Source organism: Nonomuraea sp. NPDC003709 (assembly GCF_040610775.1).
In the GTDB taxonomy this organism is placed as follows: Bacteria; Actinomycetota; Actinomycetes; order Streptosporangiales; family Streptosporangiaceae; genus Nonomuraea; species Nonomuraea angiospora_A.
In genome coordinates, this window is sequence record NZ_JBEXMW010000021.1 from 108,065 (window position 1) to 120,341 (window position 12,277).

Annotated in this window: 11 protein-coding genes; 3 read left to right on the forward strand and 8 right to left on the reverse strand. The window is 68.5% G+C overall.

Translation table 11 applies throughout. From position 1 onward, the window contains the following. Positions 1 to 26: 26 nt before the first annotated feature. Positions 27 to 1,286, reverse strand: a complete 1,260-nt coding sequence (locus ABZX61_RS46840) for an RNA-guided endonuclease TnpB family protein (protein ID WP_355204736.1) — start codon at positions 1,284 to 1,286, stop codon at positions 27 to 29. A gap of 22 nt (positions 1,287 to 1,308) precedes the next feature. On the opposite strand from ABZX61_RS46840, the gene tnpA reads away from it, so the two are divergent. Together tnpA and ABZX61_RS46850 are read left to right on the forward strand one after the other, a co-directional pair. Next, positions 1,309 to 1,725: an IS200/IS605 family transposase gene (gene tnpA, locus ABZX61_RS46845; RefSeq protein WP_355204739.1), complete on the forward strand. Its 417-nt coding sequence runs from the start codon at positions 1,309 to 1,311 to the stop codon at positions 1,723 to 1,725. A gap of 508 nt (positions 1,726 to 2,233) precedes the next feature. After that, positions 2,234 to 2,956: a septal ring lytic transglycosylase RlpA family protein gene (locus ABZX61_RS46850; RefSeq protein WP_355204741.1), complete on the forward strand. Its 723-nt coding sequence runs from the start codon at positions 2,234 to 2,236 to the stop codon at positions 2,954 to 2,956. A gap of 796 nt (positions 2,957 to 3,752) precedes the next feature. Here ABZX61_RS46850 and ABZX61_RS46855 read toward each other — a convergent pair. Continuing rightward, complete coding sequence (locus ABZX61_RS46855) at positions 3,753 to 4,301, reverse strand: DUF1707 and DUF4870 domain-containing protein (protein ID WP_355204744.1); 549 nt, start codon at positions 4,299 to 4,301, stop codon at positions 3,753 to 3,755. 180 nt (positions 4,302 to 4,481) lie between these two features. Here ABZX61_RS46855 and ABZX61_RS46860 point away from each other — a divergent pair, with 180 nt between their 5' ends. After that, entirely contained in the window at positions 4,482 to 4,829 is a 348-nt protein-coding gene (locus ABZX61_RS46860) for a hypothetical protein (RefSeq protein ID WP_350741812.1), read from the forward strand. A 788-nt stretch (positions 4,830 to 5,617) separates the two neighbouring features. Here the strand turns inward: ABZX61_RS46860 and ABZX61_RS46865 are convergent. From ABZX61_RS46865 to ABZX61_RS46890, 6 genes are all read right to left on the reverse strand, one after another. Further along, on the reverse strand, positions 5,618 to 6,679 hold the full coding sequence (locus ABZX61_RS46865; protein ID WP_355205049.1) for a DUF4192 domain-containing protein: 1,062 nt from the start codon (positions 6,677 to 6,679) through the stop codon (positions 5,618 to 5,620). 776 nt (positions 6,680 to 7,455) lie between these two features. After that, on the reverse strand, positions 7,456 to 8,190 hold the full coding sequence (locus ABZX61_RS46870) for an EI24 domain-containing protein (RefSeq protein ID WP_355204747.1): 735 nt from the start codon (positions 8,188 to 8,190) through the stop codon (positions 7,456 to 7,458). A 10-nt stretch (positions 8,191 to 8,200) separates the two neighbouring features. Then, positions 8,201 to 8,782: a Maf family protein gene (locus ABZX61_RS46875; protein WP_355204750.1), complete on the reverse strand. Its 582-nt coding sequence runs from the start codon at positions 8,780 to 8,782 to the stop codon at positions 8,201 to 8,203. 34 nt (positions 8,783 to 8,816) lie between these two features. Then, positions 8,817 to 9,536, reverse strand: a complete 720-nt coding sequence (locus ABZX61_RS46880) for a DUF937 domain-containing protein (protein ID WP_355204753.1) — start codon at positions 9,534 to 9,536, stop codon at positions 8,817 to 8,819. Between the two features lie 67 nt (positions 9,537 to 9,603). Then, positions 9,604 to 11,538, reverse strand: coding sequence for an ATP-dependent zinc metalloprotease FtsH (gene ftsH / locus ABZX61_RS46885; RefSeq protein ID WP_350741801.1), 1,935 nt, complete (start codon positions 11,536 to 11,538; stop codon positions 9,604 to 9,606). A 36-nt stretch (positions 11,539 to 11,574) separates the two neighbouring features. Next, positions 11,575 to 12,159 carry a hypothetical protein gene (locus ABZX61_RS46890; RefSeq protein WP_355204756.1) on the reverse strand — a complete coding sequence of 195 codons (585 nt, stop codon included), beginning with the start codon at positions 12,157 to 12,159 and terminating at the stop codon, positions 11,575 to 11,577. Positions 12,160 to 12,277 lie beyond the last annotated feature (118 nt).

The window sequence follows — 12,277 nt, forward strand, 5'->3', positions numbered from 1 at the left end:
GTGGATTCAGCCTGTGCCGTGTGGTGTCACGCGGCACTTCTGTGGCTTCCTGTTTCATCGACCGTGCCCCCGCGCTCGCCCCGAGGAGCGGGCGGAGGGGTCTTACCAGTCTCCGCAGGCGTTTTCCGTCTCCGCTTCCCGCCCATCTCAGGCACGGGTTTCCGTCCAGCGGCGACGATCCGGCGTCCCTCAGCCCGGATGTTGATCTCGGCGTTGACATCCCGGTCATGGGTGAACCCACACGGGCAGGTCCACTCCCGTCCGGCCAGCGGCATCTGTTCGGCCAGCGCCCCGCAGGCCGAACAGAGCTTGGAGGAGGGGAAGAACCTGCCGATCTTCACGAACGTCCGACCGTACAGCTTCGCCTTGTACTCCACCATGCCGATGAACGATGCCCAGCCCGAGTCCTGCACGCTCTTGGCCAGTCCGGTGCGCGCCAGTCCCTTGACCGCCAGATCCTCCACATAGATCGCTTGGTTTTCGCGGATCAGCACCGTGGACAACCGGTGGTGGAACTCGCGGCGCGCGTCGGTGACCTTGGCATGCCGGCGGGCGACCTTCACTCGGGCCTTGGCCCGGTTCTTGCTGCCTTTCTCCTTACGTGACAGGGCCTTTTGTGCCCGCTTGAGCTTCTTCTCCGCTCGGCGCAGGAACCGCGGGCTGTCGATCTTCCGTCCGCCCGACAGCACCGCGAAGTGCGTCAGGCCCAGGTCGATCCCGGTCTCGGCCTCGGTCGCAGGCAAGGGGGTTTCGGCTGCTTCGACCACAAACGAGGCGAAATACCTCCCGGCGGCATCCTTCACCACGGTGACGGAAGAGGGCTGGGACGGCAGGCTCCGTGACCAGCGCACCGCCACATCGCCGATCTTCGGCAGCCGCAACTTGCCGGCTGCGGTGATGGCGAAACGGGCGTTGCGGGTAAAGCGGATCGCCTGCCGGTTGTCCCTGCGGGACCGGAAACGCGGCCGCCCCAGCTTGGGCCCCTTGCGGGTCTGGGCCAAAGAAGCGAAGAAGTTCCGGAACGCCGCGCAGGCGTCGGCCAGCGCCTGCTGGAGCACCACCGCCGACGCCTCGCCCAGCCAGGAGCGTTGCGGTGTCTGCTTCGCCTGGGTGATCACCAGGCGGGACAGTTCGGCGTCGGTGATGAACGGCAAGCCCCGCTCATGGGCGTGGTTGCGCAGTGCGACCGCGTCGTTGAACACCACCCGGGCGCACCCGAACGCCCGCGCGAGCGCGATGCGCTGGCCCGAGGTCGGGTCGATCCGGAAGAAATACCGCAACCGCACACGATCAACCTACGGTTGGGTTATGGCCGACGACGGCGATATCAGGACCGGCAGACATTGTGTTTTCGTGCTGCATGCGCATTTGGTCTTCGTAACGAAGTTCCGCCATCGCGTGTTCACCGGTGAGCACCTCACCCGACTGCAAGAGATCATGAGATCCGTGTGCGCCGACTTCGAAACCGAACTGCGCGAGTTCAACGGCGAAGACAACCACGTCCACCTGCTGGTCAACTTCCCGCCCAAGGTGGCCCTGTCCAAGTTGGTCAACAGCCTCAAAGGCGTGTCCTCGCGCCGGATGCGTCAGGAGTTCCCCGAACTGGCCCGCCACTACTACCGGGCGAACAAGCTGTGGTCGGGCTCTTACTTCGCCGGATCGGTGGGCGGCGCTCCGATCAGTGTTCTGCGCCAGTACATCGAGCAGCAAAACCGGCCCGTCTGAGCTGGGTGAACGCCGTTTCGCCCGGCGGCGAAACGGCTGTTCCTGCCCCGCTACGCGGGCTGGTCGGCTTCACCCCCGGCCTGAAGGCCGGAGCACCGCCGACGACTCCGGTAGCCGGTCCTGCCTGCAATCAGCAAGCAGCAACCGTCAAGAACAAAAAACACCCACGATTGACGGCTTGATCACCAGGCGCTCGGCATATCACCCATCCAACTCGGCCTATCACCCGCCCGAGCTGCACCATTTGCCGATCAAGCCTGCTTTCTCGCGTTTCCCGGAGCCCCAAAGATCCACGGCGCATGCTGGGCGTTCTTAGCAATCTTGTGACTTAAGTGAGATATGTCACTGACTGTCGCATTAAGTTGCCTTTACTCGGGCTTTGTCGCATATGTTCGTCCTCACTGCGCGGGATCCCCCTCCCCGCCTATGGATCGGCCGCCGTACGCCCTCCACCCCCTCCGGCCCGGCCTTTCCCTGCCCTATCCCCTAGCTAGGACTGTGGTTTACCTTGGGCCAGCATTCCCTCAAGCCGACCCCTCAGTACCGCAAGCTCATCGCAGGCAAGCGCCGCTGGATCACCCTCGCGGCCGGCGCCGCCGTCGTGGCCGCGGCCTCCACCGCTGCCTGGGCCGCCATGGACACCACCGGCTCCCCCAACCACCCCTCGGCAGCCCCCACCCCACTCCAGGCCAAGCCGCTTAACGAAGCCGCTCGCCAGGCGACCCCCCAGTCGCCCTCGCCGCTCCCCAAGCCCGCGGCGGCCCGCCCGAGGCCCACCAAGTCCCCGGCGACCGCCCAGCCGAACACCACCGCCTCCCCGGCAGAGTCCTCCTCGAGCCCGGCCGCCAAGCCCACGGCGACCAAGCGCTCAACCCCCGGGGCCACGTCGCCCACGCCCACGAAGGCCGCCAAGTCCCCGACCCACAAGCCGAAGACCCGCGTACTCTCATCCGGAACCTGCGGCGCCTCCTACTACGGCGACCCCCAGATGACAGCCAGCGGCGAGCGCTTCGACCCCTCGGCCATGACCGCCGCCCACAAGACCCTCCCCCTGGGCAGCAAGGTCCGCATCACCAACCCCAGCACGGGCGAATCGGTCACGGTCCGCATCAACGACCGCGGCCCGTACGTGGGCGGCCGCTGCCTCGACCTCTCCGAAGCCGCCTTCTCCGCCATCGGCAACACCAGCGCCGGCGTCATGCGCGTCAAGTACGAGGTCCTGTCCCGCTAACCCCGTCTACCCAAGGCCCTGCCCCGCGTACGCCTCCAAGGTCCCCACCCGCGTACGCCACCCCAAGGTCTTGCCCCGCTTACGCCACCCACCCCAAGACCCTGTCCCGCGTACGCCCGCCGAGGTCCCGACCCGCTTACGCCACCCCACCCCAAGGTCTTGCCCCGCGTACGCCACCCACCCCAAGGCCCTGCCCGCTAACGCCGCCCCGTCGCGAGATCCTGCCCCACTACCGCCAGCATGCTCAAAGCTCCTGCCCCACTACCGCAGCCCCCTCACCGCATCTGAACCACGCAGCCATTCAGTGTGACGCCGGCACGGGACGCCCGGCTCAACGGTGACGTCAGTCCACCGCACCTCTACGCCTGGCCGGAGCCCCGCAGCCCTTCCACCGCACCCAAGGCACTCACCCGACGGCACCAGACGGGGCGCGGTCGGCACACCGAACCACCACCCACCCCGCACCCAAGCCTCGCCCAGCCAGACCCCCACTCTTAACCAGCCGGCGCGACCGTTCGACCGACCCAGTGCCCGCCCACATCAACTCCCGCCCTGACGCCCACCCCAAAGCCAGTCGACACGACCGTTCTACTGAACCAGCACGCGCCCGCATCAACCCCCAACCGCGACACCCACCCCAAAGCTGGTCGGCGTGCGTTCGTCACACCGAACCAGCGCACTTCGCGCTGAACCCCGACCCAGCCACCACTCCGAAAGGGCCTAACTGGATGCGGCCCCTTGCTGGGCTGGACCAGGCCGGGCTCGTACAGATCTCGGCGGGTGCTGGCGAGTGGAGTCACTTCACCAGGCGCAGCGTCATCGGGTAGCGGAAGTTGCCCTCCGTCAGGGACGTAATGCCACCGACGATGGAGAGGACGACAGCGGCGACCCAGATGACCGGGAGCAGCACGACACCGATGACCGTGAACGGCAGGAGAATCGTGGCCCCCACCACCGTGAGCTGGAAGTTGAGTGCCTCGAGCGCCTGCCTGCGGATGTAGGGCGAGGTCTTCGCGCCAGTGAGCAGAAGGATCAGAGGGCCGGCGATCGGGATGCCGACAACCATCAGCAGGTGGCCGACGGCGGCGGCGAGACGTTCGTTGCTCTCCGGCGCCCGCTCAGGGCGGACCGGGGGCGTGAGCGGGGCGAGCCGGGGTACGGCTTGAGCGCCGTACAGCTCGGTCATGATGGGCATCAGGTCACCGTGCGTGCGCGCCGTCATCGCGCGCTCCAGACGGTCGTCGAACTCGAGCTTGTCGAAGCGGCCCTCCGCGTAGGCGGCCTTGACGTGCTCGACCACGTGCTCTCGGTCCTGGTGGGTGACGCGCAGATGAGCTGGCTGCACCTGTCCCGGCCCAGGGGTTTGCGGTACCCCAGCCATAATCGCCATGCCTCTCCTTTGAGAATCGGGCAGTCACCTCTCATACTGCGTCCCTCGGACCCTCGGTGCTATCGGGAGAATCCCGGATGTGACCCCTAGATCATCCCCGACGCACGGAGGCTCCAGACGGTATAAAAAGGATGCATGAGATGGCGAGACCGCTACGGCATTCGTCGACTGCGCGGCCCCAAGGTCGCGAAGTTCGACCGCGAGGCGACTGACGCCGACATCGAAGCGCTTATCGCTTTTGCCCGCTCGCGCCGCGGCGTCGAGTTTTACGTCGAGCCAGAGACTTTCGCCACCGACACGACCGCCGTGGCGGTCGCCGACGACGGCGAATGGACCAGGCGCAGGGTGGGCTCCCCTGCCGTGATCCACAAGGTTGCCCGCGATCTTGCCCTCCCGGTTTATGACGTACAACTCACCGGCTATCCGCCGCGCATGCGCGCTTACAACGAGCGCCGCCGCCGCGAAGAAGGCACCGGCAGCTGACCCCCGACAACCGTCCGCCAGCGGGTCACCCGTTGGCGGACCACTGACTAACTGGCGATTGGCGCAGTGTCTGCTGACGCTGGCGGCCGCGAACTCACAACCGGCGGCCAGCGACCGGCAGCCAACCGACTTGCGGCCAGGCTTGCGGCTCACAACCAACAGCCGCCGTCCCACGGCCAGCGCGACCGGCGACCAACAACCGGCGATCGGCGATCGGCGACCAACAACCGGCGACTGGCGATCGGCGACCAACCCGCTTGCGGCTGCGACCGTCAAGCGCAAACAGCAGCCCGCGGCTGGCGGCCAACCGCTCACGATTGGCAAACGGCGACCGACAACCCTCCGAACTGCGACCCGACCAACAACCGCCACCTCGCGGCCAGCGACCGGCAGCCAACCGTTCACGGCCAATAACCGGCAGTCGGCAGCCCTCAATCAGCAACCCCGCAATCGGCAACCCGCGACCGACCGCTCCAGCTCACGCCAGCCGGCCGCGGCCAATCGCTCACGACCGCGACCAACCGCCCGCAATCGGCAACCCGCGACTGACAGCCAGCGGTCGGTGGCCCGCGACCTGCAACCGGCAGTCGGTGGTTTACGACTGGCGACTGGCGGTTGGTGACGATCCGCTTCCGCGCGGCGGGCAGTGGACGACGATCCGCTTTCTTGTGGCTGGTAGATGGCGACGATGGGTGCCTCTCTGTGGATCGGGTCGTCCCCCATTGCGTTGTTGCTCGGTGGCCTCGATTGGTGCTCTTGGCAGGGGGCTTGTGGGTGGTGGGTGGGCGTTAGTCGGGTGGGGAGTGCGGGTCGTCTTCGTCCAGGAGGTTCACCAGGGGGAGGAGCCAGGAGGCGTGGGGTGGGCCCATGGCGGCGTCGAGTTCGGCCGGGGTGGGGAGGCGGTCTCGGAGGATCGTGGGAGACAGGAGGTTTTGGAGGGCGTGCATGAGGAGGTTGGCCATCGAGTAGCTGGGGTCGATGGTCAGGGCGCGTTCCAGGGCGATGGTGGCCTGGACGTTGTTTCCCGCGCGCCAGGAAGCCATCGCCAGGAGGGATGCGGCCGGTGGGATGAAGCGGGGCTCCAGCCTGCGGGTCAGGTCCTTCCAGAGGAGCACGTGGGAATCTTGCATGAGGGTCCAGGCCTCGTCGCGGGCTCGGGTGATCGATAGGGCCAGGCCCAGTTTCGCCGCCTCCGTGTCGTCCAGGCGGCCGCCTTCCTCGTGGGTCTGGAGGGCTGATCGGACTCTGTTCAGGCTTTCGGCGATGAACTGCGTCGCGAAGGTGTCGAGGTTTGTGGTGGCTGTCAGGTCGACTCGGAATTCTGCGATCGCGTCGGCTGTGGCTCGGCGCATGGCCATGCGTACGGGGCCTGCGATGGGGGCGATCGTACGTTCCAGGGACTCGCGATCGGGGAGAGCTACCAGGCCTCGGATGGTCGCCTCGGCGGAGATCTGGCTGGTGGTCAGGTCGTACGGAGTGCCTTCGGCCGGGCAGCATGTCGCGAGATCGCAGATGTAAGACCAGTAACGGCCCTCGTGTGCTCGTAGTGCTTCGCCTACATGGAGTTCGGTCTTGGCGGCGAGGAGTCTGGCCTCGTCGGCTGCCGGGGTCACCAGCTCCCCCGGGCCGTAGCCGACGACGACGATCTCTGTCACGCCCTCCCGGTCGAAGACCGGCTCCAAGGAGGCGAGAGTGCCGGGCGGGAACGGGAGGCTCCATCTGGCCACCAACTTGGCCTGGCGACGGTCGAGGCCGATCACGATGAGGCTGGTCTTCGGGTGGAAACCGACGAGGTATGGCACGGCGGCCAGGATGTCGGTGGGGCTGGTGAGGGTGAGACAGGGCTCCAGCGACGTGAAGCTTGATGAGGGGGAGGAGGGAGGGGAGGGCGGGGATGGTGACGTAGGGGAGGTTGAGGGTGACGGCGAGGGAGCGACGGTGGTGGGGTCGGAGTCCTCGGAGGGGGAAGTGGGAGTGGGGTTGGGGGTTGGGGTGGAGTGGTTGGTCGTCATGGGCCCTTAGGGTGCCCGGGCGAGGGCTGTGGGATCGGGCCCGAATGCGATTCTGGGGATGGTGGGGGCGTACAGGAGTGACGTTGTGGATAACTGCCTGCCGGTTTTCGGCTGGGGCTCTTTGGGTGATGGTGGTTCTTGCTGCCCAAACCAGGGCTGGTGCTGGTGCTGGTAGCGGGCGGCGGTGACGGCTGGTGCCCGATGGGTGATGACGGGTGATTGGGCCCGCGAGGCCCCCAAGCGAAGTGGCCGGAGCCGGAATGGGTGACCGGAGCCGGAATGGGTGACCGGAGCCGGAATGGGTGACCGGAGCCGGAATGGGTGACCGGAGCCGGAATGGGTGACCGGAACCGGAGGGGGCGGGCCGAGGGGTGGGCCGAGCCGAAGGCTCTGGGGGTGAAGGCCCTGGGAGCCAAGGCCCTGGGAGCCAAGGCCCTGGGAGCCAAGGCCCTGGGAGCCAAGGCCCTGGGAGCGAAGGGCTGGGATCAAAGGGCTGGGGCTGAAGGCGCTGGGGGTGAAGGCGCTGGGGCTGAAGGCGCTGGGGGTGAAGGCGCTGGCCGAGGAGGGATGAGGTGGGGGGGCTAGGAGGCGGGGGGATCGGGTGGAAGTGAGGGTTATGAGGTGGGGGTCAGGTGGGCGCGGACCAGGAGGGCGGCGCCGGCTACGGCGGCGGGCATGGCGATGACCGCGACGAACGGCACCAGGAACAGCAGGAATCCCACCACCCCGAACCCCAACGCGCTGGCCTTGTTCGCGCGCAGCAGCGCGAAGCGTTGCTTACGGGCCATCCCCCGCCGCTCCAGCGCCAGGGTGGTGAGCTCCACCGTCAGGAAGAAGCCCGAGACGAGCGCCCCGAGGACCGGCACCACCGTCTGGCCGACCACTGGCACGAAGCCCAGGAAGAACAGCGGGATCGTGAAAAGGAGCACGTAGAACAGCGTGATCAGGCTGTCCCTGAGCGAGCGCGGCAGGGTGCGCCACCACGGCTGCTCGTCGGCGTCCGGAAGCGGGTCCACCTCGGCCGACAGCCGCTCGTAGAACGGCTCCCCGATCGCCAGGGTGAGCGCGGTGAAGGTGAGTACGGCCAGCGCCAGCCCTCCGAGGAACAGCAGGATCCCCACCAGCGTCCTGAACAGGTCACGCCAGCCCCACGACTCCGCGAACGGCGTCAGGAACGCGGCCAGGTCGGTGGCGTGCGTGCCCAGTAAGATCAGCGCCGCGACGTACACCGCGAACGCGATCAGCGCCGGGATCAGCCCGAACAGCCACCACCGCCCATGCCTGGCGACCCACCCCAACCCCTGGAAGAAGAAGCCGACGCCGGACGTGAAGTCGCGCAGTGATCGCATGCCCGGCAGGCTAGCGCCAGAACGACGTCACCGCGTAGCCCAGCTCCGCGAACAGGTCGTGCAGCAGCGGCAGCGAGATGCCGATCACATTGCCGTGGTCGCCTTCGATGCCCTCGACGAACCAACCGCCGCGCCCGTCGATGCTGAAGGCCCCTGCCACGCTGAGCGGCTCCCCCGTGGCGATGTACGCGGTGATCTCCTCGTCGGACGGTCGGCCGAAGCGGACCACGGTGGTGGCGACCTGCGCCGCCTGCTTGCCCGCGGCCACGTCGATCACGCAGTGGCCCGTCACCAGGCGTCCCGTGCGCCCGCGCATGAGCCGCCACCGCTCGGCGGCCTCCTCCGGCGTGGCGGGCTTGCCGTACGGGCGGCCGTCCAGCTCCAGGATCGAGTCGCAGCCGATGACCAGGCCCTCGTCGAGCTCGTTCGCGACCGCCTCCGCCTTGGCCTTGGCGAGCACGAGGCTGAGTGCCGCCGGGGTGTGCGCGGAGAACGAGTCTTCGTCGACGCCGCTGACGATCACCTTGGGGTCGAGCCCGGCGCTGCGGAGGAGGGCGAGGCGGGCGGGGGAGGCTGAGGCCAGAACGATCACCGCATAAGCCTACCGTTGACCTGCGCCGCGTCATTCACCAGTCGGGGTTGGAGGTGCCGGGGGCCACCTCGTGCGGGTCCCCCTCCTCATGACCGTCCGGGGCGCCGCGGCGGCCCACGGTGCCGGTGTCAGGGCCGGAGCCGGTGCCGGTGCCGGTGCCGGTGCCGGTGCCGCGGCCAGTGTCAGGGCTGGCGCCGGAGGGCGGGCGGGACTCGTACGGCCCGCCCTGCGCGGGCACCCCGCCGCCGAAGACGGCGTCCAGCAGCCCCTGGAGCAGCTCGCCCAACTCCCCCGGGCAGGCCGGCTGCTCGCGGTCCAGGTCGTCGGCCAGAGCGCCCGCGTTCATGCCGCGGCTCTCGGCCCGGTTGGCGAGCAGGGACATGATCATGGGCGCGACGAGGGGCAGCAGCCTCATGATGATCCCCGGGTCGACTCCGGCGAACCGCGCCAGCGCGTCCGCGGCATCCTCCGTTCCCTGACCGCCCAGGACGTGGCCGAGGATGTTGTGCCCGTCGCGGGTCAGCGAGGCCACGTCGCCGGTGAACGGATCGGTGTCCACGTGGTCGTCCAGGGCCGCGCGCAGGGCATCGGCGCCGTCCGGGTGACGGGCGTTGCGGGCCATGCCCCCGACGATGACGCCCGACACGGCCTCGACCACGTCGCGGGCCATGGTCGTGTCCGTGCCGAGCATCCCTGCGATCTGCTCCAGCCCTGAGTCTCCGAGCTCGGTGAGGAGCTCGTCCGTCAGTGTCACGACAGTCCCCCGATCGTTGTTCCGGGAGAGCTGCCCTGATCAGGGCCGGAGCAATGCCCGATTTGCGCTAATTCTCGGAAAAGCCGCTCACGGGGACGGGAGTGGCCGACGAGGCCAGGCCCGCCGCCGTGTAAGCACCCGCCTCGTCGAGCGTCTCGTGTTCGAGCAGGGCCTTCACGATGGCGTCGAGCTTGTCGCGGTTGTCGGTGAGGATCTGGATCGCGCGCTCGTAGCACTCGTCCACGATCCGCCGCGCCTCCTCGTCGACGGTGGCGAGCGTCGCGGGCGAGGCCTGCGGCTGCTGTCCGTCGTTGGGGAGGATGGTCAGCGGGCCGACCTTCTCCGACATGCCCCAGCGCCCGACCATGCCACGGGCGATCATGGTGACCTGTTCCAGGTCGTTCTCGGCGCCCGTGGTGATGACCCCGTACACGACCTGCTCCGCCGCCATGCCGCCGAGCGCGCCGGTGATGCGCCCGCGCAGGTACTGCTCGTCGTAGGCGTACCGGTCGGTGTCGGGGGTGGACAGCGTGACCCCGAGCGCCCGCCCGCGCGGGATGATCGAGATCTTCCTGACCGGGTCGGCGCCCGGCTGGAGCATGCCGAGCAGCGCGTGACCGGCCTCGTGGAAGGCGGTCCTGGTGCGCTCCTCCTCCGGCATCACGATGCTGCGGGCCGCGCCGAGCTGCAGCTTCTCCAGCGCGTCGGCGAAGTCGGACATCGTGACCTTCTCCTTGCCGCGCTTGGCGGCGAGGAGGGCGGCCTCGTTGACCAGGTTGGCCAGGTCGGCGCCGGTCATGCCGGGGGTGGTCTTGGCGAGCTGGTCGGGGCTGACCTCGCCGTCCAGCGGCACGCCCCGCGTGTGCACCTGCAGGATGGCGGTGCGGCCGGCCGCGTCAGGCAGCCCCACCTGGACGGTACGGTCGAAGCGTCCGGGACGCAGGAGCGCCGGGTCGAGCACCTCGGGACGGTTCGTGGCCCCGATGACGATCACGCCCTCGGCGCCGGAGAAGCCGTCCATCTCGGTGAGGATCTGGTTCAGCGTCTGCTCGCGCTCGTCGTGGCCGCCGAGGCCGCCGGCACCGCCGCGGGCCCGGCCGATGGCGTCGATCTCGTCGATGAACACGATCGACGGCGCCACCTTCCGCGCCTCCTCGAACAGGTCGCGCACCCGCGAGGCGCCCACACCCACGATCATCTCGATGAACTCGGAGGCGCTGGCCGAGAAGAACGGCACCTTGGCCTCGCCCGCGACCGCCCTGGCCAGCAGCGTCTTACCGGTGCCGGGAGGGCCGGCGAGCAGCACGCCCTTGGGCAGCTTCGCGCCGAGCCTGCGGTATTTCCCGGGGTCCTTGAGGTAGTCGACGATCTCGACGAGCTCGTTCTCGACCTCGTCGATGCCCGCGACGTCGTCGAACGTGACCCGCACCTGCCCGGCCTCGACCGGCTTGGCGGCCTTGGACTTGCCGATGCCGCCGAGGCCGCCGCCCATCAGGCTGGCGCCGCGGCGCATGACCCAGATCCACAACCCGGCCAGCAGCAGCACGGGCAGCAGCGAGAGCAGCAGGTTGGAGAAGAAGCCACGGGTGATCGGCTTGGAGGTGATCTCGACCTGGCCGGTGGACAGCTGCTGGTCGAGCTGGTCGGTGTTGGCGAAGGCCGGGATCTCGGTCGCGAACTTCGTGTAGGACTCGTTGCTCTCGGGGTTCTTCGCCGCCGACCGCAGGTCGCCCTCGACGGACAGGCCCTGGGCGTAGATGTCCTTGACGTTCTTGGAGTTCACCTGCTTGGTGAACTCGGTGTACGAGATCGTCTCGACGGATCCGCTGTCGACGAACGACGACACGACGAAAAAGCCTGCGTACACCACGAGCAAGGTGACGACGAATCGCCACCAGTTGATCTTGGGCCGGCCTCCGGGCGTGCCTGGCAGGCCCTCCGAACGCCAGGGCGGCTTGCCCTTGCCGTTCTTCGGTGCCTGCGGCTGTCCCGAGCGTTCCACGGCGTCACTCCCCACATCGCCGCATACATGATCCTTTTAGCCTAGAACACGCACCCCGGCGACCACGCGGCTGATGTCACGCCACTGCTTGCGCTGCGAGTCAGGCACTGTGACGAACGCCAGCCCCGGCTTACTCATTCCCCCGTCCATCACGACGACGGCCGCCCGCGACTGATGCTTTCCGTATTTGACGCGATATACGAGCATCCAGCCGCGCTTGACGGGTTGCGAGGCGAGCCAGGTGATCCTGGAGCCTTCGGGGTGGTGGTTGAGCGTCCAGCGGGCCGCGAGCAGCGCCGTGTCACGTGGGGACTTCTGCCGCATGATCGGGAGCGGACATGTGACGAACATCCCACGCAGGCCGGCGCGCGTCTTGGGGAGCACCTGCTTGGAGGTGAACGGCGCCGCGCCGTACGACTTCCACGGCTTGGAGAGGTTCGGCACCGCCAGCCCGATGCGACTGTCCTTCACGACCTTCCTGGACGGGGAGGCCAGGGAGATCCGCTTGATCCGGCCCGTCAGCTTGGGGACGCGCGGGTCGGCGTACAGGGCCTGCATGGCCGTGTAACCGGGCGCGAGCGACGAGCCGGGCGAAGGCATCGCCTCCGCTGTGGGGGTCACAGACGGAGGGGTCTCAGACGGAGGGGCCGCAGACGGAGGGGCCGCAGACGGAGGAGCCGCGGTGGAAGGCGCGGGGCCGGACGAGGACGGTGCGGCCGGCGGCGCGGTTACCGGCCCC

Coding starts and splice junctions, on each gene's coding strand:
- ABZX61_RS46860 (WP_350741812.1), top strand. CDS start 4,482: ATGAGATGGCGAGACCGCTACGGCATTCGTCGACTGCGCGGCCCCAAG.
- tnpA (WP_355204739.1), top strand. CDS start 1,309: ATGGCCGACGACGGCGATATCAGGACCGGCAGACATTGTGTTTTCGTG.
- ABZX61_RS46870 (WP_355204747.1), bottom strand. CDS start 8,190: ATGCGATCACTGCGCGACTTCACGTCCGGCGTCGGCTTCTTCTTCCAG.